The following is a 20,648-nucleotide window of genomic DNA, read 5'->3' on the forward strand; positions in this document are numbered from 1 at the left end:
GCTCCTAAATGCCAGAGCCAAGTTTTCTTGGACCAAGTTATCGTTGGCGCCAACTCACGACTCACGGCGCATCGGCAAGATCGCAGGTTTGCGATAAAAACTGAAATCAATTTTTGATAAGCATCATGCTTGGGCCAGAAGATTTCGCTGCCTTTTTTGGTGGTATCGTCTCTTGCTGCATCAATACTGAGCATGAGGCAAACTTGCGGTTGTCTTCTTGCCACGGGTTGATCTTTCTCCGGGAATGTTGATCGCCATGGCAGGCAGGAGCGACGTCGGGTGCGGCTTAGTTCTTGTAGGCGGAACAGAAGGCGGGCGGGTTGTCGTTGCCGATCATGGCGCAGCCGCGCTTGATCTCGTCGATCATCATGCCGCACGCGTTCTGTCCGTCGCAGGGCGGATTGGTCGCCGGCGACACCTGGACGCATTGCGAGACATACTCGTCCGACTTCGCCTTTCCGGCGGATTGCACGCATGGCCGTGTGTCATTCCGGCTTGCCTGTGCAGGGGCGGGTTTCGCAGACGCCGTGTCAGCCGTCGCAGGCGCGGCGCCGCTTTGCGGCACGCAGGAGAGGTCGCCTTCGGGACATTGCAACTGGTGCTGCAACTGCGCCAGCCGCGCCTTGGTCAAGTCCTGCTTGCAGGTCTCGACGAGGGTCGCATAAACCGAGCCACCGGCATAGGGCTGGGTGCGGAAGGCGCATTCCTTGTCGCGGAATGCGATCCAGGCGCGCTGCGCCTCGCGCAGGCGCTTCAGGTCGGCGGGAGCCAGACGTCCCGCCAGCCCCTTATAGACTGCATTGAGCCCCGCGTCCGCCGAAGCGGCATTCGCGGCCGTGCAGGTCGCAAGGTCGGCCTGCGTCTTCGCTGCCGCGCAGTCGATGGTTGCCGCACCGGCCGCGGGGGTGGTGGGAAGCATGGTCAGCCCGGCGACGATTGCGAAAATCGCGAGCGCCAGCGAGGCCGAAAGGAGCGAGGTCTTGGCTGACATCTGATCTGTCCTCTGCTTGAACCGAACCCCGCCGCTCGCGCCAGCATAGGTTGAGACAACAGCGGCGATCAACGCCAAACCTGTGACGTGGCAAGCAAAGTGTGACCGGTGATTGGCGAAAGCGGAGGAACGAACAATCTTTCCTTGAGGGGGAGACAGCCCGGCAGGGTAGAGGCGGCGTGTCCGCCAGCCTCTTCGTCAATCATAGGCGAAGCCTAGGATGCTTGTCCGGAATCGATTTGGATCAACAGGTGTTCCGGCTCCCGCGCCTCCAGCCGGTTCGCAATCTTGGCCGCTTGGGGAGAGGTTGGTTGGCCCTGCGGCCCGCTCGCGGGCTCAGCGGCGAGAGCAATGTGAGCGGTCTCGTCTTCGAACAGAACCACCTGCGTCGCCAGCGCGGTCGTCGTGGCGACCTGGAAGAAGATGAAGGCCAGGGCGAGATAGCGGATCACGGGCGTCCAAACGCTTCGGCCGGCAACTGGTTCCAGTCCTTCGAGTTTTTTGCTGAACGGCCAAAGACAGCGAGCGGCGGATCTCATCCGGGCCCTGGCTCTTGCGAAGCGCCGATCTCCCGTGCAAAAGCCGGCCATGCTTATCATCAACGACCTTACGCTGCGCATGGCGGGGCGGCTGCTTCTCGATCATGCTTCATTGACCTTGCCGGCCGGCACCAAGGCCGGCCTTGTCGGCCGCAACGGCACCGGCAAGACGACGCTGTTCAAGGCGATCACCGGCGATTTCCCTTCGGAGACCGGTTCGATCAGCCTGCCGAAAAGCACCCGCATCGGCCAGGTGGCGCAGGAGGCGCCCGGCACCGAGGAGCCGCTGATCGACATCGTGCTCAAGGCCGATATCGAGCGCACTGCGCTGCTCGAAGAGGAAAAGACGGCGACCGACGCGCACCGCATTGCCGACATCCACATGCGGCTGGCAGACATCGACGCCCACTCGGCTGAGTCCCGTGCCGCCACCATCCTTGCCGGCCTCGGCTTCGACGACGCGGCGCAGCGCCGCCCGGCTTCCTCCTTCTCGGGCGGCTGGCGCATGCGCGTGGCGCTGGCCGCGGTGCTCTTCTCCGAGCCTGACCTTCTGCTGCTCGACGAGCCGACTAACTATCTCGACCTCGAAGGCACGCTTTGGCTGGAGAATTACGTCTCGAAATATCCGCACACGGTTCTGCTGATCTCACACGACCGTGACCTGCTCAATCGCGCCGTCAACTCCATCGTCCACCTCGACCAGAAGAAGCTGACCTTCTGGCGCGGCGGCTACGACCAGTTCGAGCGCCAGTACACCGAGCAAAAGGAACAGCAGGAAAAGGGCCGCATCAAGCAGGAAGCCGCCCGCAAGCATATGGAATCCTTCGTCGAGCGCTTTCGCGCCAAGGCCTCCAAGGCTAGGCAGGCGCAGTCGCGCATCAAGGCGCTGGAAAAGATGAAGCCGATCGCGGCGATCGTGAACGACACGGTGCGGCCATTCTCGTTTCCGGAGCCGGTCAAGACGGTGGCATCGCCGATCGTTGCGCTCAACAACGTCAGTGTCGGTTATACGCCCGGTGAGCCGATCCTGAAGAAGATGACCTTACGCATCGATGCCGATGACCGCATCGCGCTGCTCGGCGCCAACGGCAACGGCAAGTCGACCTTCGCCAAGCTTCTGTCCGGCCGGCTGAAGCAGGAGGCCGGCACGATGACGGTGGCGCCTGGGCTGAAGGTGGCGATCTTTGCCCAGCATCAACTCGACGATCTCAGGCCTGAGGAAAATGCCTACGAACACGTTCGCAGGCTGATGCCGGAGGCGCCGGAATCGAAGGTGCGCGGCCGTGTCGCCCAGTTTGGGCTTACCACCGAGAAGATGAACACCGCCGCCAAGGATCTGTCCGGCGGCGAGAAGGCGCGGCTGTTGATGGGGTTGTCGGCCTTCGAGGGGCCGAACCTGTTCATCCTCGACGAGCCCACCAATCACCTCGACATCGACAGCCGTGAATCGCTGATCCATGCGCTGAACGATTTTCCGGGCGCGGTGATCCTGATCTCGCACGATCGGCATCTTCTCGAGGCGACGGCCGACCGGCTGTGGCTGGTCAAGGACGGCGCGGTCAATCCCTATGACGGCGACCTCGAGGATTATAAGACGCTGGTCACCGGCGTTTCCGCCAACCGCCGTGAGCAGAAGGAGGCGGACAAGGCGTCCAAGGCCGATCGCCGCCGCGAGGCGGCCCAGCGCCGCGCGGCACTGGAACCTTTAGCCAAGGAAATCCGCGCCACCGAGGCGCTGATGGACCGCATTCGCAAGCGCATCGACCTGATCGAGGACGAGCTTGCCAATCCGGCGGTCTACGAAAAAGACCCCTCGACCGCGACGCAGCTGGCCAAGGAGCGCTCGCAACTGGCGCAGACGCTGGCGCAAAACGAGGACAAGTGGCTGACGATGTCGGCGGAGTATGAGGAAGGGATCGCGGAGTAGCGCGATTTCCCTTCTCCCCTTGTGGGAGAAGGTGGCCGCGAAGCGGCCGGATGAGGGGTGCTCCAGGGAAAGCCGACGCCTCACTCCGCTGGAACACCCCTTCCGTCTCGGCGCTACGCGCCGATCCACCTTCTCCCGCAAGGGGAGAAGGGGGAGCCCATCTGGCCCTACACCTCGTCCCTAAAACCCGCTACACACCCCGCATGAACCAGCACGCCAAGCTCCGGATCGGCCATTCGGCCTGCCCGCATGATTGCCCCTCCACCTGCGCCCTCGAAGTCGAGCTGCTCGATGACAACCGCATCGGCCGCGTCCACGGCGCCAAGGCGAACAGCTACACGGCGGGTGTCGTCTGCGCCAAGGTCGCTCGCTATGCCGACCGCGTCCACCATCCCGACCGGCTGCTGAAGCCGCTGGTGCGCGCCGGCGCCAAGGGCGAGGGCGCCTGGAAGGAAGCGAGCTGGGAGGCCACGCTCGATCTCGTCGCGGAAAAATTCATCGCGGCCGAAGAGAAATACGGCTCGGAAACCGTCTGGCCTTATTTCTACGCCGGCACGATGGGGCTGGTGCAGCGCGACGGCATCCAGCGGCTGCGCCACGCCAAGAAATACTCCGGCTTTTTCGGCTCGATCTGCACCAATCTCGCCTGGACCGGCTGGATGATGGGAGCGGGCGCGCTGCGCGGGCCCGATCCGCGCGAGATGGCGAAATCCGACTGCGTGGTGATCTGGGGCACCAACGCCGTGGTCACCCAGGTCAACGTGATGACCCATGCGACCAGGGCGCGCAAGGAGCGTGGGGCCAAGATCGTCGTCATCGACATCTACGACAATGCCACCATGAAGCAGGCCGATCTCGGCCTGGTGCTGAAGCCCGGCACAGACGGCGCGCTCGCCTGCGCGGTCATGCATGTGCTGTTCCGCGACGGGCTGGCCGACCGCGCCTATCTCGAAAAATACACCGACGACCCGCGCGGGCTGGAAGAGCATCTGCGCGCCCGCACGCCCGAATGGGCGGCCGCCATTACCGGGCTATCCGTCGCCGAGATCGAGGCATTCGCCCGGCTCGTCGGCACGACCAAGAAGACCTATTTCCGCCTTGGCTACGGCTTCGCACGCCAGCGCAACGGCGCCGTCAACATGCATGCCGCCTCCTGCGTCGCCGCCGTCACCGGCGCCTGGCAGTATGAGGGCGGCGGCGCCTTCCACTCCAACTCCGGCATCTTCCAGCTGAACCAGGACGTTCTGGAAGGCACCGCGATGCGCGACCCGAAGGTGCGCTATCTCGACCATTCGCGCATCGGCCCGGTGCTGACGGGGGCGCCGGATGCGCTCTATGGCGGCCCGCCGGTGACGGCGATGCTGGTCCAGAACACCAATCCGGCCAATGTCGCGCCGGACCAGCGGCTGGTGAGAAAGGGTTTTCTGCGCGAGGACCTGTTCACCTGCGTGCATGAGCAGTTCATGACCGACACGGCCAAGCTCGCCGACGTCGTGCTGCCAGCGACGATGTTCCTGGAGCATGACGACATCTACAAAGGTGGCGGCAACCAGCACATCACCCTCGGCCCTAAGCTGATCGAGCCGCCGGAAGGGCCGCGAACCAACCACTATGTCAATGAGGAACTCGCCAAGCGGCTCGGCGTCGGCGACCGTCCGGGCTTCGGCCTGACCGAGCGCGAGCATATCGACATCATCCTCGGCAAGCGCGGGCTCGGCAGCTTCGACAGCCTGAAGGCTGAGAAATGGGTCGACCTGCAGCCCGGCTTCGACGACGCGCATTTCATCAACGGCTTCGGCCATGCCGACAAGAAATTCCATTTCCGGCCCAACTGGACGGGGCAGTCGGCGCCCAACCGGCCGCCGAAAAGCATGGGCCTGTTCGGCCCGGTCGGACGGCTGCCGGAATTCCCCGATCATGTCGAGCTGATCGAGGTCGCGGACGAGGAGCATCCGTTCCGGCTGGCGACCTCGCCGGCGCGCAATTTTTTGAACTCGACTTTTGCCGAGACGCCGGTGTCGAAGGCCAGGGAAGGCCGGCCCGAATTATTGCTCCATCCCGAAGATGCCGCTGCGCTCGGCATCGAGAATGGCGGCCGCGTCGAGGTCGGCAACCGGCGCGGCGACGTGGTGCTGCACGCAAAATTCTTCGACGGCGTGAAGCGCGGCGTGGTGATCGCCGAAGGCATCTGGCCGAACAGCGCGCATGAGCGCGGCGAAGGCATCAACGTGCTGACCGGTGCCGATGCTCCGGCGCCCTATGGCGGCGCCGCCGTCCACGACAACAAGGTGTGGCTGCGGAAAGCTGATGAGTTCGGCGATAGATCAGGATGGCGTTTCGTTGAATCGCCATCCTGATCTAACTCCTTGTGGAGCATGATCTTCTCCGAAAACCGGTTCCCACTTTTCGGATCATGCTCTAGCTTCCCATCTGGCCCAAGCGCCTCTCGTCGCGCCTGCCAGCTCCGGCGTCTATAGAGGCCCCTTGTCTCGGCAACGAGGGAGGATGTCATGGCCAAGGTCTCGCTTCTGGGCATTCCGCACGACGAGAATTCGTCTTATCTGCGCGGGCCGGCCGAGGCGCCGTCGCTGATCCGGCGCGAGCTTCACAGCGATGCCTACACGTCATGGTCGGAAACAGGCTTCGAGCTGACGGACCGCTTCGTCGATCACGGCGATATCGATTTCAGGCAAGGCGGCGATGCGTGGGAGCGGATCGAGAACGAGGTCGACCGCGCGCTCGACGCCGGTCACCCGCTGATCTCGCTCGGCGGCGATCACGCGATCTCCTGGCCCATACTGCGTGGCGTTCGCCGCCGCCATCAGAGCCTGACGATCGTTCATATCGACGCGCATCCGGACATCTATCATGCCTATGACGACAATCCGCGCTCGCACACCTCGCCCTTTGCCCGCATCATGGAGGAGAAGCTGGCCGACCGGCTGATCCAGATCGGCCTGCGCACCGTCAACGATCACCATCGCGACCAGTTCAAGCGCTTCGGCGTCGAGGTGGTGGAGATGCGGCATTTCAAGGAAGGTTTGCAGCTCGACCTCAAGACGCCTGTCTACATCTCAATGGACATCGACGCTCTCGATCCGGCCTTCGCTCCCGGCATTTCCCACCGTGAGCCGGGCGGCTTCACCACCCGTCAGGTGATCGGCCTGATCCAGGCAATAGACCAAAGAATAGTCGCCGCCGACGTCGTCGAATACAATCCGCGCCAGGATGTTTCCAATGTGACGGCACTGGTCGCCGCCAAACTGGTCAAGGAGATCGCCGGCATGATGCTGAAGACCAACGCTGCGGTTTGAATCAATTTGCCAAGGCGGCGTGCTAGAGGATTGTTCCGACTCTGCTTTCGACAGGGATAGACATGCCGCAACCGCTCAAGGTAGCCATCGCCGGCGCGCTCGGCCGCATGGGCCGGCAGATGGCCGAGGCAGTCGCTGCCGATCCGCGGCTGCAGCTCGTCGCCCGCTTCCATCGACCGGGCAGCATGGGCGAGGGGCTGGTCGAGCGCGACGAAGCGCTGGCGGTTGCCGATGTGGTCGTCGACTTCACCACGCCCACAGCTTCCGCCGAACTGGCCAAGGCCTGCGCGGCGCGAGGCGGTCCGGCGCTGGTCATTGGCTCGACCGGTTTCAGCGCCTCGGAACTGGCGGCGATTGCCGACGCCGCGAAGAAGGTCGCTATCGTCCGCTCAGGCAGCTATTCGCTCGGGCTCAACATGCTGACCGGCCTCGTCGAGCAGGCGGCGCGGGCGCTTGCCGCCGACGACTGCGACATCGAAATTCTTGAAGCGCATCATCGCATGAAGGTCGATGCGCCGTCCGGTACGGCGCTGATGCTGGGCGAGGCGGCCGCGCGAGGACGTGGCGTCGTGCTGGACGATGTGGCGAAGCGCGCCCGCGATAGCCTCGTTGCTTCGCGCCCAATAAGCGAGATCGGCTTTGCCGTGCTGCGCGGCGGCAGCATCGTCGGCGAGCATAGCGTGAGCTTCCTCACTGATGGCGAGACGCTCACGCTTTCGCATGCCGCCGGCGACCGCTCGATGTTCGCCCGCGGCGCCATCGCGGCTGCGCTCTGGGTCGCCGGACGGCCGCCCGGCGAATACGACATGCGCAATGTGCTGGGCTTCACTGCCTCGTGACCGGAAACCCCGCCGGACCCCATTCCGCGGCCTCTAAAACGGCTGAAAGCCAGCTGAAAGCTTGGCCATGCCATGACAGTTTTGTGGCGGTCGCCACATGAACGGCCTGGGAGCGGCCGACAGGAGGAATGCGGCGCGGCGCGCCGCCCAGTGGAGGAAAACTAGTGACCCGTTTCATCTCTAAACGCGCCCTGCGTTCAGTGGCGCTGACGCTCGCCATGGTTGGCGCTGGCGCATCGACGGCATCGGCAGCCGATAAGATCACCATCATCGTCGGCGGCATGGAAAAGCAGATCTATCTGCCGGCCGTGCTCACCCAGCAGCTCGGCTACTTCAAGGATGAGGGGCTGGACGTGGAGTTGGTGAACTCCCGCGCCGGCGTCGAAGCCGAGAACGAATTGCTGGCCGGCGCCGTGCAAGGCGTCGTCGGCTTCTACGATCACACCGTCGACCTACAGTCGAAGGGCAAATACATCCAGTCGATCGTGCAGTTCAGCCAGGCGCCGGGCGAGGTCGAGCTGGTCTCGGCCAAGCACCCGGAAATCAAGTCGCCGGCCGATTTCAAGGGCGCGACGCTCGGCGTCACCGGCCTCGGCTCCTCGACCGACTTCCTGACGCAGTATCTCGCGGTTCGCAGCGGCCTGAAGCCGGGCGACTACACGCTGCTTCCCGTCGGCGCCGGCAATACTTTCATCGCCGCCGTCAAGCAGGACCAGATCCAGGCCGGCATGACCACCGAGCCGACCATCGCTAAGCTGCTCCAGACCGGCGAGGCGAAGGTCCTGGTCGACATGCGCACGCCCGAAAAGACCAAGGAAGCGCTGGGCGGCGACTATCCCGCGGCCTCCTTCTACGTCCAGTCTAGCTGGCTCGACGGCCACAAGGACGAGGCGCAGAAGCTCGCCAACGCTTTCGTCAAAACGATGAAGTTCATCGCCGGCCATTCGGCCGAGGAGATCGCAGACAAGATGCCGAAGGACTATTACGCCGGCAGCAAGGACCTTTACGTGCAGGGCCTTGCCGGCGGCAAGGCGATGTTCACGCCGGATGGTCGCATGCCGGCCGATGGACCGCAGACCGTGCTGAAGGTTCTGTCGACCTTCTCGAAGAGCCTGCAGGGCAAGCAGATCGACCTGTCGAAGACCTATACCACCGAGTTCGTCGACGCGGCGAAGTAAGCGCCGGCAGGCAAGGGCGGACGGACCCCGTCCGCCCTTGAAAAGCAAGAGCTTGCGTCGGCCGCCTGAATCAATTCGGCGGCCGTGTTTCCGGATGCCGGCGAGCAGGCCCGCGGGCCCGGATCGCGCCATCCCCGCACCACCACAACAGGAGTGTGCCATGCAATCGCAGACCATCGCGGCGGAGAAACTGTCTCCCGCCGCGCCGCCGGCCGACGCCGCGATAGCCATCGACGATGTGACGCTGCGCTTCGTCACGCCTGACGGCCACATGATGACGGCGATCCGCGATTTCACCATGACGGTGGCGCGCGGCGAGTTCGCCTGTGTCGTCGGCCCGACCGGCTGCGGCAAGTCGACGACGCTCAACCTCGTCACCGGCCTGTTGCGTCCGACCACCGGCAATGTCCGTGTCATGGGCAATCCGGTCACCGACATCAGCCGCGACATCGGCTTCGTCTTCCAGGCCGACGCGCTGTTTCCGTGGCGCAGCGTCATCGACAATGTCGCCGCCGGTCCGCTCTTCCGCGGCACGCCGAAGAAAGAAGCCTATGAGAAGGCGCGCGACTGGATCGGCCGGGTCGGCCTTTCGCGGTTCGAGAAGCACTATCCGCACCAGCTTTCGGGCGGCATGCGCAAGCGTGCGGCGCTTGCCCAGACCTTCATCAACCAGCCCAAGATCCTGCTGATGGACGAGCCCTTCAGCGCGCTCGACATGCAGACCCGCACGGCAATGCAGGACGAATTGCTGGACCTCTGGTCTGGGCTGAAATCATCCGTCGTCTTCGTCACGCACGATCTGGAGGAAGCGGTTGCGCTGGCCGACAAGGTCTATGTGCTCACCGCCGGTCCGGGCACGGTGAAGAGCGTCTACCGCATCGACCTGCCGCGCCCGCGCGTCATGTCCGACATTCGCTACGACCCGAAATTCATCGAGATTGCCAAGGTGATCTGGAACGATCTGCGTGAGGAAGTGCAGCTCGGCCAAAGCCGTGGCTTGCAAGCGAGCCATTGAAAGGAGACTTGCCATGACCGCCATCTCTCCAACCGATCACGCCGCAGCCCGCGCCACCTCGATCGTCGCCGCGGAAGCGCAGGCGAGGGCACGGCTGCGCAAGCGCCATGCTCTGGTCATCGGCCTGCGCCTCGCGATCCTCGTCGTCTTCCTCGGCCTTTGGGAACTCTGCGCCGACTACAACATCATCGACCCGTTCTTCTTCTCCAGCCCGTCGGGCATCTGGGAACAGATCTGGTCCTGGATCACCGAGGGCACCTCGCAGGGACCGCTCTGGCTCCAGATCTATGTGACGCTGGAGGAAACCTTCCTCGGCTTCGCCATCGGCGCGGTCGGCGGCATCGTGGCGGGCATCATCCTTGGCCGCAACAAGCTGCTGGCCGATGTGTTCTCGATCTACATCAAGATCGCGAACTCCGTGCCGCGCGTGGTGCTCGGCTCGGTGTTCATCATCGCGCTCGGGTTGGGCATGGCTTCCAAAGTGGCGCTGGCCGTTGTCATGGTGTTCTTCGTCGTCTTCGCCAACGCATTCCAGGGCGTGCGCGAGGCCGACAGGGCGATGATTGCCAACGCCCAGATCCTCGGCGCCTCGCCGTTCCAGATCACCCGCTCGGTCATCATCCCTTCGGCGATGAGCTGGATCCTCGCCAGCCTGCATGTCTCGTTCGGTTTCGCGCTGGTCGGCGCGGTCGTCGGCGAGTTTCTCGGCGCCAAGCAGGGCATGGGCCTTTTGATCTCCACCGCGCAGGGCGCCTTCAACGCCAATGGCGTCTTCGCCGCCATGATCATCCTGGCGGTGATGGCGCTGGTGGTGGAGTTCATCATCACCCGCTTCGAAAACTATGTGGTAAAGTGGCGCCCGGCGCCGTTCAACGAACAGGGGGCGTGAGCGATCACCGCACATCATGTGTCGACGCTTGGTGTGCGGCTTTCCCCCAAGGTGTGTGACAAAGTCATGCGCTGGTGCTATATTAAGGGCCATTGAGGAGACGGTCATGCGAAACTCCCAACCCCTGACGATCACTCTGCCGCTCGAGATGGCGCAGATGGTGAAAGACAAGGTTGCCTCGGGCGAATACGCCACCGAGAGCGAGGTCATCCGTGATGGCCTGCGTACGTTGGCTGCCCGTGACGCGGCGATTGAACGCTGGCTGCGCGAGGAAGTCGTGCCGACGATGCAGGATGCACGCGCCCACCCTGAGAGGCTGTTGACGGCCGAACAGCTGCGCCGCAATCTCTCCGAGCACATCAACGCGATCGTCGCCAAGCCGCGCTCCGGTGCATGAAATATCAGGTCAGGTTCCATGCTGCCGCCGAGCGAGACATTGCCGAGTTGCTGAGCGAGCTCGCGCCAAAGGCTGGCGTGGCAACCGCTTTGCGTTTTGTAGGGCGCATTGTCGACTATTGCCTCGACTTTGAGACTTTTCCGGAGCGGGACGCGCGCCATGACGAAATCGCACCTGGTTCACGCACCGTAGGATGGCGCCGACGCGCGACGATCGCGTTCGAAATCGTGGATGACAAAGTGGTCATCCTCCGGATTTTTTATGCGGGTCGTACGCTCGAATTGCCGGACGAAGAGTCCGAACTTTGACGTAAGCCTTTAAGCCAGGGGCAGCCGGACCTCGACTTTGAGCCCGCCCGCGGCGGCGTCGCCCAGCGTGACGCTGCCGCCGGCATTCTCGACCACCTCGCGCACGATCGCCAGGCCGAGCCCGCTGCCTTCCTCTGCCGAGCCGGTGAGGCGGTAGAAGCGTTCGAAGACGTGCTCCCGCTCCTCGGCCGGAATGCCGGGGCCGGTATCGGCCACCGTCAGCACGCCCTCGCGATCGACCATCGCCAGCCTGACAGTCACCGCGCCGCCAGCCGGCGTGTAGCGCAGCGCGTTGTCGACCAGGTTGACGATCATCTCGCGCAGCATCGTGCCGTCGCCGATCACCGCCACCGGTCCGTTCTCCTCGAGGCCGAGGTCGATGTCGCGCTTGATCGCAGCCGGCGCCTGCGCTTCCAGCACATGGCGGGCGGCTTCGGTGAGGTCGATGCGGTCGGCACGCGGCCGCCGGCTGCCGGGTTCGGCGCGCGAGAGTGTGAGCAATTGTTCAGCGAGCCGCGCCAGCCTGCCGGAACTCGCTTGCAACGCGACCAGCGCCTCCTGGCGCCGGTCGGACGCGGTTTCGCGCAAGGCATAGCTTGCCTGCGTCGACAACAGCGCCAGCGGCGTGCGCAACTGGTGCGCGGCATTGGCGATGAAGCGTCGCTGCGCCGCCATTTGCGCCCGCACGCGCTCCATATAGGCGTTGAGCGCCTCGATCAGCGGCCGGATCTCGCTCTGCGCGCCCGGGACCTCGACCGGATCGAGATCGCTGCGGCTTCGCGAGCGCACGGCGTCGCGCAGCCGGATCAGCGGCGCCAGGCCGCGGCGCAGGCCAAGCAGCACGAACACGCCGGCAATGGCCACCAAGGCAAGCTGCTGGGCGAAGGCGCTGAGCCACAGGCGCTTGACCATGGCGTCATGTCCGGCGAGCGTGACGCCGACCGTGACCTTGATCGGCGAATCGGTGCCGGCGCCGATCACGGCATGGCTGAGCGTTGCCAGGCGCAGCCGGTGATCGCGGTAGGCGGCCTCGACGCTGCCGCGCTCCGGCGCCTCGGGCAGGTCCGGATAGCCGCTCAGCAGCCGCCCGCCGGCGGTCTCGACGCGATAATAGACGCTGTCGCGGTCGCCGGTGTCGAACATCTCGATCGCCGCCGGCGGCACGGTGGCGTCGAGCGCGCCGTCGGCCATCGCCACCTGCTCGGCGATGGCGCGTGCCGAGCCGACCAGCATGCGATCGGTGACGAGGTCCGCCGTCGCCAGCGCGTTGCGCTGGCTGGTCCACAGATTGATGGCGGCGAGCCCAGCCAGCGGCAGCACCACCCAGGCCAGCAACTGCAGGCGAAGGCTGCCGAACCGGAGCCTGTCGATTTTCATGGCGCCGGATCGTCGTGGCGCAACAGGTAGCCCAGGCCGCGCAAGGTGGCGATCTGGACGCGCGATCCCTCAAGCTTCTTGCGCAGCCTGTGCACATAGATCTCGATGGCGCTGGGGTCGGCGTCGGTGTCGAAGTCGTAGATCGCAGTCGAGAGGGCCGCCTTGCTCACCGTGCGACCGGCCTTGACGACGAGCTGCTCCAACACCGCGTGCTCACGCGGCGTCAGCGACAGCGTCGCGCCGGCAAGCGAGAACAGCCTGGTGTTGGTGTCAAAGGTGAGATCGCCGCAGGCAACGACCGGCGCGGTGCGGTCGTTGGCGCGGCGCAGCTGCACGCGGATGCGCGCTTCCAGCTCCTCGATCTGAAATGGTTTCGCCAGATAGTCGTCGGCGCCTTCGTTGAGGCCCTTGACCCGGCCGTCAAGGCTGGCATTGGCGGTAAGCACGATAACCGGAACCGGGTTGCCGCGTGCCCGCAGTCTTTTCAGCACCTCCATGCCGCCCATGCGCGGCAGGGCAAGGTCGAGGATGATCAAAGCGTGATCCCCGGCGGCTAAAGCATGCTCGACATCCTCGCCGTCATGCACGACGTCGACGACATAGCTCGCCTGGCGCAGCGTCTTGCTCAGCCAATCGGCCAGTTCGCGATTGTCCTCGACAAGCAGCAGCCGCATCGTTGTCGCTGTTCCTCCCAACGGCGTCGACCTTCGCCAAGGGGCGGCAGGCGGCGTCCAAATTGGTTCCCGAGGCAACCGATAGTATCGATCCGCGCGCAAGGCAAATGTGGTTTCTCGGCGGCCGCCACCCCGGTCATGGTGCCTGCCCAGCCACCTGTTCGGTCGTGCAAGTGATAAAACCGAACCGTTCGGTTCAATTAATGTTGACGGTTCGTATTGGCAGGGTGAACACCGGCACCTGCTATCCAGGTGCCGCATCGCGCGACGATCCCCGTAACCAATTGATATCAAATGACAAGAATGTGGCCGCCGCGTCGTTCAGTCGATTTCAAGATCGAACCGAACGGTTCGGTTCACAACTTTTCGTGATTGGAAATGGCAACAGGGCCGACCCATTTCGGGGTGGTCCGAGCGACGCGAATTTCCATTACGGCACGCCACTAGACGGACACGACTTTTGAAATCTGGAGTATCTGAAATGAACAAGATTGCTTTTGCCGCCGCTGCTTTCCTCATTGCCACGGGCAGCGCTTTCGCCGGCAGCGACCATTACGGTTCCGACAATGTCAACCAGCCGGCCGTAACGGCCCCCGCGGGCAACGTCGACAACACTGTCACCGGCTCGATCCGCAAGCTCGACAAGTTCGAGCAGCGCGAGTTCCACATCACACCTGATCAGAACCAGCCGCAGTCGGGCCAGGGCATCTGGGGCCGCTAACCGACCCCTCCTAACCCGCTTCAACCAACAAACTTCAAATCTGGAGTAACTCAAATGACCAAGATCGCTCTTACCGCCGCCGCCCTGCTTGTCGCCACTGGCGCCGCTTTCGCTGGGTCCGACCACTACAACCCCAACGAAGCCAACCAGTCGGCCGCTTCGGTCGACACCTCGATCACCGCTTCCACGAACAACTCGGACGCGGACGCACAGAAGCCGGTCGTCACGGGCGCTGACCACAATTTGTTCGGCAACCGCTAATCGGTTCGCCTGGCGAACCTTCGAACCAACAACCTTGAATGTGGAGTAACCCAAATGACCAAGATCGCTCTTACCGCCGCTGCCCTGCTTGTCGCCACTGGCGCCGCTTTCGCTGGGTCCGACCATTACAACCCCAATGAAGCCAACCGGCCGTCCGCCTCGGTCGACACCTCGCTCACCGCTTCGATCAAGAAGTCGGACGCGAACGTTCAGAAGCCCGCGGCTCAGGCTCCGGCCCAGGATCTGTTCGGCAATCGCTGAACGGCCTGGTCTTCCCAGACTTCAAAGCGGCGGGCTTGTCCCGCCGCTCTGTTTTTCTGCAGCCGGCTACCGCCGGTTTGAATCGCATCACAAGTATTTGTCATCACAACCATTTGTAATCGTTTGTCTTTTTCTGAGCGAAGTCCGATCCGATACTGCCATGGCCGCTGAAAAGCGAACGCGCCGGGAATAAACCCAGGCCGCCGCGGGTCTTTTCGGCAGCGGGGCCATCCTCCCAAGGCCATCGCCCGACGAAACCAAACGGACAAGGAAAACCGAAATGACCAGGATCGCTCTCACCACTGTCGCAATGCTTCTCGCGATGGGCTCCGCATTCGCCGGCAGCGACCACTACGGCGCCGATGGCGTCAACCAGGCAGCCGCCGTTGGCTCCGACACCAGCGTCACGGCTTCGATCCCGAAGCACAACACAGTCAAGCCGGCCCCGAAGGTCGACACCGAGATGAAGACTGGCGCGACCGGCGCTGCGGATTGGCCGGGTCCGCCATCGGACAACTGGGGCAATTGAGCTCGTCTTTGAAAATATTGAAGGCGGCGGGCTTGCCCGCCGCCTTGCTTATGGGCCGCCATGCTTCGGGCTACGTCAAATCCTTCGGCCGAACAAAATGCGTCAGTCGGGCGCCACGGAAGTCGAGATCGGCCCAATCCTCGTCCAGCGTGAACCGGGCAAGAGCTGCCGTCGGAAACTTCGCTTCGATCTTCTTGAAAACGCTCTCATCCGTTCCGGGGCCGGCCAGCCGCAACACAAAATGCTGCAGCCCGGGATTGTGGCCGATCACTATCAGGCTCGCTGCCTTGGCCTGCCGCACGCGCGCCAGGATCGCACCGGCAGCCGCCTCGTAGAGTTCGTCGGCGAATTGCGCCGGCACGTTCTTCGGCAGTTCGGCCGCGACCAGCCGCCAGGTGTCGCGCGTGCGCAGCGCCGGCGAGACCAGCGCCAGATCCGGCAACCAACCGCGTCGCGCAAGCTCTCGCCCCATCAACGGAGCCGTCTTCAAGCCGCGCGGGCCTAGCGGCCGGTCGAAATCCTCAAGCTTGGGATCGTCCCGGCTCGACTTGGCGTGGCGGAGGATAAGAAGTTGTCTCAGGGGCATCGATCAGGACCAGGGAATCTCGACGTTGAAATCCTGCCCATGCCTACCACCGTATCTCGCTCCCGTCTCGGTATCGAAAGCAGCCGTCAGCACGCCACAAAGACGAAGAGGCCCACGTGCCGCTCATCCTTGTCCCATTTGACGGCAATGTCGGCCTCGGTGATCCAGACTCCGGATCGAACGTGGATCGCGCTGATAATTGAGCCATCAGGTTCATACAGGTAGAAATAGGCCGTGTCGCTTTGCGGTCCGTCCTTTCTTCGTACTCGAAGACGCCTGCAAGATCGCCTTTGGTGCGGACCGCGCTGTCGAAAACGTCCAAAGCCCAGTTCCTAGAGCAGCGTTGAGATATCCCGCGCGCCATGCACGACACGCACGACATCGATCCGTTCCGCTGCGAGCCTGTTGAGAATGAGATAGTTGCCGATGGTTAGCGCACGCGTGTCGGCCCCGATATCGGATCTTCGCGGTCCGGATTCGGGGAAGGCAGCGAGCTGTAGAATGCGTTCTGCGATTGCATCGAGAAAATGATCGGCGGCGCGCGGGCTATCCTTGGCAATGGAAAGCCAGATATCGGTCAAGTCATTTTCAACCGCCGGGCTGCGGACGATCGGCAGACCTGCCATGGATTACTTCTTGGCGGCATCGATAAGACGATCCCGAGCCTTCCGCTTGATATCGTCTATATCGAAAGGAACGAATGGACCGCTTTCCAGCCCCTCGGTCCAGGCTTTGCGCAGTCGCTCCACCTCGGCTTCCCGGAGAGGTTGCCGCAAGCGCCACTCACGCAGCGCCTCGCGGATCACCTCGCTCGCCGAGCCGTACCGCCCGCTCTCGACGGCATCTTTGACCATCTCAAGCAATTCTGGTGAAAGCGCCACGCTGACTTTTTCGACCGCTGCCATGGAAACTATCTCCTCATAGGATGGTAGTAATTATTGCTACCATCCACAAGGTTATGGCGTGATCCGCGCCAGCTGCTCGAGGTCGGTCTCCTCGCGCAGCGGATCGGGCGCCATCACCACCGAGGTAGCGTTGTCGGCGTCGTCGGCGAAATGGGCAAGCACGGTGTGGCCCTTTTCCATGCGCGCCTTGCCTTCGGCAACCAGACCCAGCGCCAGCGGGTAGAGCCGGTGCTCCACCTTGAGCACCCGCGCGGCAAGCGTGTCCTCATTGTCGCCGACCATCACCGGCACGGCGGCCTGCGCGATGATCGGGCCGTCATCCATCTCGGGCGTGACGAAATGCACCGAGCAGCCATGGATGCGAACACCGGCGCGGATGGCCCGCGCATGCGTGTCCAGACCCTTGAAGGCCGGCAACAGGGCAGGGTGGATGTTGACCATGCGCCCCTGCCATTTCTCGACCAGACCGCGGCCGAGGATCCGCATATAGCCGGCCAAGGCTACGATGTCGGCGCCGAAGCCGACAAGCGCGGCGTCGAGCGCGGCGTCATAGGCATCCTTGCTCGGATGGTCGGCGCGCTGGATGACCTTGGTGGCGATGCCGCGCGACTGGGCGATGCCGAGGCCGGCCGCGTTCGCGCGGTCGGAAATGACGCCGACGATTTCCGCCGGATAGGTTGGATCGCTGGCCGCCGCGATCAGCGCCGTCATGTTGGACCCGCGTCCCGAGATCAGGACGACCGTGCGTTTCCTGCTCATAGGCCGATCGACCCCCGATAGATGACGCCGGCGTCGCGGCGCGGGACGATGCGGCCAATCGGCGTCACCGTCTCGCCGGCTTCCTGCAGCACCGCCGCGACCTGCGCCGCCTGGCCTGAAGCGACGGCGAGGATCATGCCGATGCCGCAATTGAAGGTGCGCATCATTTCTTCCGGCGCGACGCCGCCGGTCCTGGCCAGCCACGAGAATACCGGCGGCACGTCAATCGCCTCGAGGTCGAGCTCGGCGGAAAAATCCTTGGGCAAAACGCGCGGAATGTTTTCGGGAAAACCGCCGCCGGTGATGTGGGCCAGCGCCTTGATGCCATGCGTGTTGCGGATCGCTTTCAGGATCGACTTCACATAGATGCGCGTCGGCTCGAGCAGCGCCTCGGCGAGGCTGAGCTCCTCGTTGAATGGCGCCGGATCGCTCCAGCCGAGGCCGCTCGCGGCGACGATCCGGCGTACCAGCGAAAAGCCGTTGGAGTGCAGGCCGGACGAGGCAAGGCCGAGCAGCACGTCGCCTTCGACGATGTCGTCGGTCGGCAGCAGCTGGCCGCGCTCGGCAGCGCCCACGGCGAAGCCCGCAAGGTCGTAGTCCTTGTCGTGATACATGCCGGGCATCTCGGCCGTCTCGCCGCCGATCAGCGCGCAGCCGGCCTGCCGGCACCCTTGCGCGATGCCGCCGACGATTGAAGCGCCCTGGTCTGGGTCGAGCTTGCCGGTCGCGAAATAGTCGAGGAAGAACAGCGGCTCCGCGCCCTGCACGACGATATCGTTGACGCACATGGCGACGAGATCGATGCCGATCGTGTCGTGCTTGCCGGCATCGATGGCGATCTTGAGCTTGGTGCCGACGCCGTCATTGGCGGCGACCAGCACCGGATCGGTGAAGCCGGCGGCCTTCAGGTCGAACAGTCCGCCGAAGCCGCCGATCTCGCCATCGGCGCCCGGCCGGCGCGTGGCGCGCACCAGCGGCTTGATCTTCTCGACCATCAAATTGCCGGCATCGATGTCGACGCCAGCCTCGGCGTAGGTGAGCCCGTTTTTGCGCTTGGCCTTGTCGCCCTTGCTCATCGTCGGCTCGTCCTTGTTTCCATTGCCGGCTCTTCGCATGAATGGTTTCGGGGAGCAAGGCGCGAGCGCCAATCTCCCCCCTTGAGGGGGAGATGTCCGGCAGGACAGAGGGGGGCGCTGTCCCGCTGGCATATCAGGGAAATCTCTATTCAACTTTCAGATTGCCTGCTGACTGCTGTCCTCGCCAAAACCCAATGTCGGCATTCCTTTGCCCCCTCTGGCCTGCCGGTCATCTTCCCACACGGCGAGATCAGCAGGTCCTCCCTTGCGCCCACCCGCTATCTCACTCATCTTTTTCTCTACAAGAACACGACAGGACATCACGTGACCCTTCCCAACATGATCACGATCATGCGGCTGCTGCTCGTGCCTGCGGTGGTGCTCGCCATGCTGCAGGCGCGTTGGGACTGGGCCTTCGCCGGATTCCTCGTTGCCGGCATCTCCGACGGCGTCGATGGCTTCATCGCGCGTCGCTGGAACCAGTCGTCCAGCCTCGGCGCCTATCTCGATCCGATCGCCGACAAGCTTCTGCTTGTCTCGGTCTTCGTCGTCATGGGTTTTGCCGGCGAACTGCCGCTGTGGCTGGTGGTGACCATGGTCTCGCGCGACGGGCTCATCGTCTGCGCCGTGCTCTTGTCCAGCGTGATGAGCCATCCGGTCGAGGTGAAGCCGCTCTTCGTGTCGAAGGCCAACACCGCCGCGCAGATCGTGCTGGCGGCGCTTGTGCTGGGCGAACTTGCCTTTTCCGTGCACCTGGACCCGTTGCGGACCGCGCTCATATTGCTGACCGGGGTCTTGACCGTGGCTTCGGCCGCGGCCTATCTCGTGGCCTGGCTAAGGCATATGAGCGGCTATGGCGAAGGCTCCCGGACGAGCAACTCCCAGACCGGCGACATCAAGCCGGGCATCGGCAAGCCGGGCGGCTCCAACACGGGCGCCTGACGGTGAAGCCGCGGCGATCGCGGCCGACGACAGCTCGGGCGGGCTTCGCCGCCAGGTCTTCTTCTGGCTGGCAACGGCGGTCCTGCTGGCGCTGTTCCTCTACATCTTCTCGGGCATCCTCCTGCCTTTCGTCGCCGGCATGGTGCTCGCCTATTTCCTCGACCCGGTCGCCGACCGGCTGCAGCGGCTCGGCCTCTCGCGCCTGATGGCGACCGTGGTGATCCTGATTGCGTTCATCGTCGTGGTGGTGCTGGCCTTGGTCATCCTGGTGCCGGTGCTGGCCACCCAGATGGCCGATTTCGCCCGCAAGCTGCCGGAATATCTCACCCGCCTGCAATCGCTGATCACCAGCTTCGACCCGAAATGGCTGGAGCAGCGTTTCGGCGTCAACGCCGCCGGTCTGCGCGACGGGCTGAATTCGCTGCTCACCTCCGGCTTCAGCCTGCTCACCACCGTCTTCACCTCTATCTGGAGCTCCGGCGTAGCGCTGGTCTCGGTGGTGAGCCTGTTCGTCGTCACCCCGGTCGTCGCCTTCTACATGCTGCTCGACTGGGACCGCATGGTGGCCGAGGTCGACGGCTGGGTGCCGCGCGATCATGTCGAGACGGTGCGCGCGCTTGCCCGCGACATCAACACCGCCACCGCCGGCTTCGTGCGCGGGCAGGGCACGCTCTGCCTGGTGCTGGGCGCCATGTATGCCACGGGCCTGACGCTGACCGGCTTGAACTTCGCCATCCTCATCGGCTTCTTCGCCGGGCTGATCTCCTTCATTCCCTATGTCGGCTCTTTGACCGGGCTGGTGCTCGCCGTCGGCGTCGCCTTCGTCCAGTTCTGGCCGGACTGGACCATGGTGGTCGCCGTGGCCTGCGTGTTCTTCGTCGGCCAGTTCATCGAGGGCAACATCCTGCAGCCGCGGCTGGTCGGAAAGAGCGTCGGCCTGCATCCGGTGTGGCTGATGTTCGCGCTGTTTGCCTTCGGCGCGCTGTTCGGCTTCGTCGGCCTTTTGATTGCCGTGCCGGCCTCGGCGGCGATTGCCGTGCTGGTACGCTTCGCCATCGCCCGTTATCTCGAATCGCCGCTTTACAAAGGCAACGGCACTCAGCCCGCGCTGCCCTTGCCGGCCGACCGCGGCGGCGGCCATCGCTCGACGCGGGGCTGAA

25 protein-coding genes are annotated in these 20,648 nt (G+C 64.0%); 16 read left to right on the forward strand and 9 right to left on the reverse strand.

The window, feature by feature from the left end; genetic code table 11:
- Nucleotides 1-286: 286 nt before the first annotated feature.
- Nucleotides 287-991 carry a lysozyme inhibitor LprI family protein gene (locus FJ980_RS00405; RefSeq protein ID WP_140540948.1) on the reverse strand — a complete coding sequence of 235 codons (705 nt, stop codon included), beginning with the start codon at nucleotides 989-991 and terminating at the stop codon, nucleotides 287-289.
- Nucleotides 992-1,206: 215 nt separating this feature from the next.
- Entirely contained in the window at nucleotides 1,207-1,443 is a 237-nt protein-coding gene (locus tag FJ980_RS00410; protein WP_140540950.1) for a hypothetical protein, read from the reverse strand.
- 136 nt (nucleotides 1,444-1,579) lie between these two features.
- Between FJ980_RS00410 and FJ980_RS00415 the strand changes: the two genes are divergently transcribed.
- The 9 genes from FJ980_RS00415 (at nucleotide 1,580) to FJ980_RS00455 (ending at nucleotide 11,397) form a co-directional block, all read left to right on the forward strand.
- Nucleotides 1,580-3,457, forward strand: coding sequence for an ABC-F family ATP-binding cassette domain-containing protein (locus FJ980_RS00415; protein WP_140540952.1), 1,878 nt, complete (start codon nucleotides 1,580-1,582; stop codon nucleotides 3,455-3,457).
- Between the two features lie 203 nt (nucleotides 3,458-3,660).
- Nucleotides 3,661-5,814, forward strand: coding sequence for a molybdopterin oxidoreductase family protein (locus tag FJ980_RS00420; protein WP_140540954.1), 2,154 nt, complete (start codon nucleotides 3,661-3,663; stop codon nucleotides 5,812-5,814).
- Between the two features lie 153 nt (nucleotides 5,815-5,967).
- The gene (speB, locus tag FJ980_RS00425) at nucleotides 5,968-6,771 is read left to right on the forward strand and encodes an agmatinase (protein ID WP_140540956.1); all 804 of its coding nucleotides are present in this window, start codon (nucleotides 5,968-5,970) and stop codon (nucleotides 6,769-6,771) included.
- A gap of 62 nt (nucleotides 6,772-6,833) precedes the next feature.
- On the forward strand, nucleotides 6,834-7,610 hold the full coding sequence (dapB, locus tag FJ980_RS00430) for a 4-hydroxy-tetrahydrodipicolinate reductase (protein WP_140540958.1): 777 nt from the start codon (nucleotides 6,834-6,836) through the stop codon (nucleotides 7,608-7,610).
- A gap of 218 nt (nucleotides 7,611-7,828) precedes the next feature.
- Nucleotides 7,829-8,788 (forward strand): ABC transporter substrate-binding protein, encoded by a 960-nt coding sequence (locus FJ980_RS00435; protein WP_246676260.1) that lies wholly within the window; start codon nucleotides 7,829-7,831, stop codon nucleotides 8,786-8,788.
- Nucleotides 8,789-8,948: 160 nt separating this feature from the next.
- Nucleotides 8,949-9,803: an ABC transporter ATP-binding protein gene (locus FJ980_RS00440; RefSeq protein WP_140540962.1), complete on the forward strand. Its 855-nt coding sequence runs from the start codon at nucleotides 8,949-8,951 to the stop codon at nucleotides 9,801-9,803.
- A gap of 13 nt (nucleotides 9,804-9,816) precedes the next feature.
- The gene (locus FJ980_RS00445) at nucleotides 9,817-10,692 is read left to right on the forward strand and encodes an ABC transporter permease (RefSeq protein WP_140540964.1); all 876 of its coding nucleotides are present in this window, start codon (nucleotides 9,817-9,819) and stop codon (nucleotides 10,690-10,692) included.
- Between the two features lie 106 nt (nucleotides 10,693-10,798).
- The gene (locus tag FJ980_RS00450; RefSeq protein WP_140540966.1) at nucleotides 10,799-11,089 is read left to right on the forward strand and encodes a type II toxin-antitoxin system ParD family antitoxin; all 291 of its coding nucleotides are present in this window, start codon (nucleotides 10,799-10,801) and stop codon (nucleotides 11,087-11,089) included.
- Complete coding sequence (locus FJ980_RS00455; protein WP_140540968.1) at nucleotides 11,086-11,397, forward strand: type II toxin-antitoxin system RelE/ParE family toxin; 312 nt, start codon at nucleotides 11,086-11,088, stop codon at nucleotides 11,395-11,397. The genes FJ980_RS00450 and FJ980_RS00455 overlap by 4 nt, the downstream gene beginning before the upstream one ends.
- 9 nt (nucleotides 11,398-11,406) lie before the next feature.
- Here FJ980_RS00455 and FJ980_RS00460 read toward each other — a convergent pair whose 3' ends face one another.
- The gene (locus tag FJ980_RS00460) at nucleotides 11,407-12,774 is read right to left on the reverse strand and encodes a sensor histidine kinase (protein ID WP_140540970.1); all 1,368 of its coding nucleotides are present in this window, start codon (nucleotides 12,772-12,774) and stop codon (nucleotides 11,407-11,409) included.
- Entirely contained in the window at nucleotides 12,771-13,448 is a 678-nt protein-coding gene (locus tag FJ980_RS00465) for a response regulator (RefSeq protein WP_140540972.1), read from the reverse strand. Before FJ980_RS00465 ends, FJ980_RS00460 begins: the two co-directional genes overlap by 4 nt.
- 2 nt (nucleotides 13,449-13,450) lie before the next feature.
- Between FJ980_RS00465 and FJ980_RS00470 the strand changes: the two genes are divergently transcribed.
- The 5 genes from FJ980_RS00470 to FJ980_RS00490 all read left to right on the forward strand — a co-directional run bounded on the left by FJ980_RS00470 (nucleotide 13,451) and on the right by FJ980_RS00490 (nucleotide 15,220).
- Nucleotides 13,451-13,912, forward strand: a complete 462-nt coding sequence (locus tag FJ980_RS00470; protein WP_140540974.1) for a hypothetical protein — start codon at nucleotides 13,451-13,453, stop codon at nucleotides 13,910-13,912.
- Nucleotides 13,913-13,929: 17 nt separating this feature from the next.
- Entirely contained in the window at nucleotides 13,930-14,169 is a 240-nt protein-coding gene (locus tag FJ980_RS00475) for a DUF680 domain-containing protein (RefSeq protein ID WP_095767085.1), read from the forward strand.
- Between the two features lie 54 nt (nucleotides 14,170-14,223).
- Nucleotides 14,224-14,430, forward strand: coding sequence for a DUF680 domain-containing protein (locus tag FJ980_RS00480; RefSeq protein WP_140540976.1), 207 nt, complete (start codon nucleotides 14,224-14,226; stop codon nucleotides 14,428-14,430).
- A 54-nt stretch (nucleotides 14,431-14,484) separates the two neighbouring features.
- Nucleotides 14,485-14,691 carry a DUF680 domain-containing protein gene (locus FJ980_RS00485; RefSeq protein WP_140540978.1) on the forward strand — a complete coding sequence of 69 codons (207 nt, stop codon included), beginning with the start codon at nucleotides 14,485-14,487 and terminating at the stop codon, nucleotides 14,689-14,691.
- Between the two features lie 280 nt (nucleotides 14,692-14,971).
- Nucleotides 14,972-15,220: a DUF680 domain-containing protein gene (locus tag FJ980_RS00490; RefSeq protein WP_140540980.1), complete on the forward strand. Its 249-nt coding sequence runs from the start codon at nucleotides 14,972-14,974 to the stop codon at nucleotides 15,218-15,220.
- 70 nt (nucleotides 15,221-15,290) lie between these two features.
- Here the strand turns inward: FJ980_RS00490 and FJ980_RS00495 are convergent, their stop codons facing one another.
- The 5 genes from FJ980_RS00495 to purM form a co-directional block, all read right to left on the reverse strand.
- Nucleotides 15,291-15,806: a histidine phosphatase family protein gene (locus FJ980_RS00495; RefSeq protein WP_140540982.1), complete on the reverse strand. Its 516-nt coding sequence runs from the start codon at nucleotides 15,804-15,806 to the stop codon at nucleotides 15,291-15,293.
- A 332-nt stretch (nucleotides 15,807-16,138) separates the two neighbouring features.
- Entirely contained in the window at nucleotides 16,139-16,432 is a 294-nt protein-coding gene (locus tag FJ980_RS00505) for a type II toxin-antitoxin system RelE/ParE family toxin (RefSeq protein WP_140540984.1), read from the reverse strand.
- A 3-nt stretch (nucleotides 16,433-16,435) separates the two neighbouring features.
- The gene (locus FJ980_RS00510; protein WP_140540986.1) at nucleotides 16,436-16,711 is read right to left on the reverse strand and encodes a type II toxin-antitoxin system ParD family antitoxin; all 276 of its coding nucleotides are present in this window, start codon (nucleotides 16,709-16,711) and stop codon (nucleotides 16,436-16,438) included.
- Between the two features lie 51 nt (nucleotides 16,712-16,762).
- A complete protein-coding gene (purN, locus tag FJ980_RS00515) occupies nucleotides 16,763-17,470 on the reverse strand; it encodes a phosphoribosylglycinamide formyltransferase (RefSeq protein ID WP_140540988.1) in 708 nt (235 codons plus the stop codon).
- Complete coding sequence (gene purM / locus FJ980_RS00520; protein WP_140540990.1) at nucleotides 17,467-18,546, reverse strand: phosphoribosylformylglycinamidine cyclo-ligase; 1,080 nt, start codon at nucleotides 18,544-18,546, stop codon at nucleotides 17,467-17,469. Before purM ends, purN begins: the two co-directional genes overlap by 4 nt.
- A 324-nt stretch (nucleotides 18,547-18,870) precedes the next feature.
- On the opposite strand from purM, the gene FJ980_RS00525 reads away from it, so the two are divergent.
- Both FJ980_RS00525 and FJ980_RS00530 read left to right on the forward strand, forming a co-directional pair.
- Complete coding sequence (locus FJ980_RS00525; RefSeq protein WP_140540992.1) at nucleotides 18,871-19,488, forward strand: CDP-alcohol phosphatidyltransferase family protein; 618 nt, start codon at nucleotides 18,871-18,873, stop codon at nucleotides 19,486-19,488.
- Nucleotides 19,400-20,647: an AI-2E family transporter gene (locus tag FJ980_RS00530; protein ID WP_246676254.1), complete on the forward strand. Its 1,248-nt coding sequence runs from the start codon at nucleotides 19,400-19,402 to the stop codon at nucleotides 20,645-20,647. Before FJ980_RS00525 ends, FJ980_RS00530 begins: the two co-directional genes overlap by 89 nt.
- Nucleotide 20,648 lies beyond the last annotated feature (1 nt).

Origin of the sequence: Mesorhizobium sp. B1-1-5 (assembly GCF_006443065.1) — a bacterium.
GTDB lineage: Bacteria > Pseudomonadota > Alphaproteobacteria > Rhizobiales > Rhizobiaceae > Mesorhizobium.

Bases quoted from the DNA above. Each gene is read 5' to 3' on its own strand.
- FJ980_RS00405 (WP_140540948.1), bottom strand. From the start codon at position 991: ATGTCAGCCAAGACCTCGCTCCTTTCGGCCTCGCTGGCGCTCGCGATT.
- FJ980_RS00415 (WP_140540952.1), top strand. From the start codon at position 1,580: ATGCTTATCATCAACGACCTTACGCTGCGCATGGCGGGGCGGCTGCTT.
- FJ980_RS00420 (WP_140540954.1), top strand. From the start codon at position 3,661: ATGAACCAGCACGCCAAGCTCCGGATCGGCCATTCGGCCTGCCCGCAT.
- speB (WP_140540956.1), top strand. From the start codon at position 5,968: ATGGCCAAGGTCTCGCTTCTGGGCATTCCGCACGACGAGAATTCGTCT.
- dapB (WP_140540958.1), top strand. From the start codon at position 6,834: ATGCCGCAACCGCTCAAGGTAGCCATCGCCGGCGCGCTCGGCCGCATG.
- FJ980_RS00435 (WP_246676260.1), top strand. From the start codon at position 7,829: ATGGTTGGCGCTGGCGCATCGACGGCATCGGCAGCCGATAAGATCACC.
- FJ980_RS00440 (WP_140540962.1), top strand. From the start codon at position 8,949: ATGCAATCGCAGACCATCGCGGCGGAGAAACTGTCTCCCGCCGCGCCG.
- FJ980_RS00445 (WP_140540964.1), top strand. From the start codon at position 9,817: ATGACCGCCATCTCTCCAACCGATCACGCCGCAGCCCGCGCCACCTCG.
- FJ980_RS00450 (WP_140540966.1), top strand. From the start codon at position 10,799: ATGCGAAACTCCCAACCCCTGACGATCACTCTGCCGCTCGAGATGGCG.
- FJ980_RS00455 (WP_140540968.1), top strand. From the start codon at position 11,086: ATGAAATATCAGGTCAGGTTCCATGCTGCCGCCGAGCGAGACATTGCC.
- FJ980_RS00460 (WP_140540970.1), bottom strand. From the start codon at position 12,774: ATGAAAATCGACAGGCTCCGGTTCGGCAGCCTTCGCCTGCAGTTGCTG.
- FJ980_RS00465 (WP_140540972.1), bottom strand. From the start codon at position 13,448: ATGCGGCTGCTGCTTGTCGAGGACAATCGCGAACTGGCCGATTGGCTG.
- FJ980_RS00475 (WP_095767085.1), top strand. From the start codon at position 13,930: ATGAACAAGATTGCTTTTGCCGCCGCTGCTTTCCTCATTGCCACGGGC.
- FJ980_RS00480 (WP_140540976.1), top strand. From the start codon at position 14,224: ATGACCAAGATCGCTCTTACCGCCGCCGCCCTGCTTGTCGCCACTGGC.
- FJ980_RS00485 (WP_140540978.1), top strand. From the start codon at position 14,485: ATGACCAAGATCGCTCTTACCGCCGCTGCCCTGCTTGTCGCCACTGGC.
- FJ980_RS00490 (WP_140540980.1), top strand. From the start codon at position 14,972: ATGACCAGGATCGCTCTCACCACTGTCGCAATGCTTCTCGCGATGGGC.
- FJ980_RS00495 (WP_140540982.1), bottom strand. From the start codon at position 15,806: ATGCCCCTGAGACAACTTCTTATCCTCCGCCACGCCAAGTCGAGCCGG.
- FJ980_RS00505 (WP_140540984.1), bottom strand. From the start codon at position 16,432: ATGGCAGGTCTGCCGATCGTCCGCAGCCCGGCGGTTGAAAATGACTTG.
- FJ980_RS00510 (WP_140540986.1), bottom strand. From the start codon at position 16,711: ATGGCAGCGGTCGAAAAAGTCAGCGTGGCGCTTTCACCAGAATTGCTT.
- purN (WP_140540988.1), bottom strand. From the start codon at position 17,470: ATGAGCAGGAAACGCACGGTCGTCCTGATCTCGGGACGCGGGTCCAAC.
- purM (WP_140540990.1), bottom strand. From the start codon at position 18,546: ATGAGCAAGGGCGACAAGGCCAAGCGCAAAAACGGGCTCACCTACGCC.
- FJ980_RS00530 (WP_246676254.1), top strand. From the start codon at position 19,400: ATGGCGAAGGCTCCCGGACGAGCAACTCCCAGACCGGCGACATCAAGC.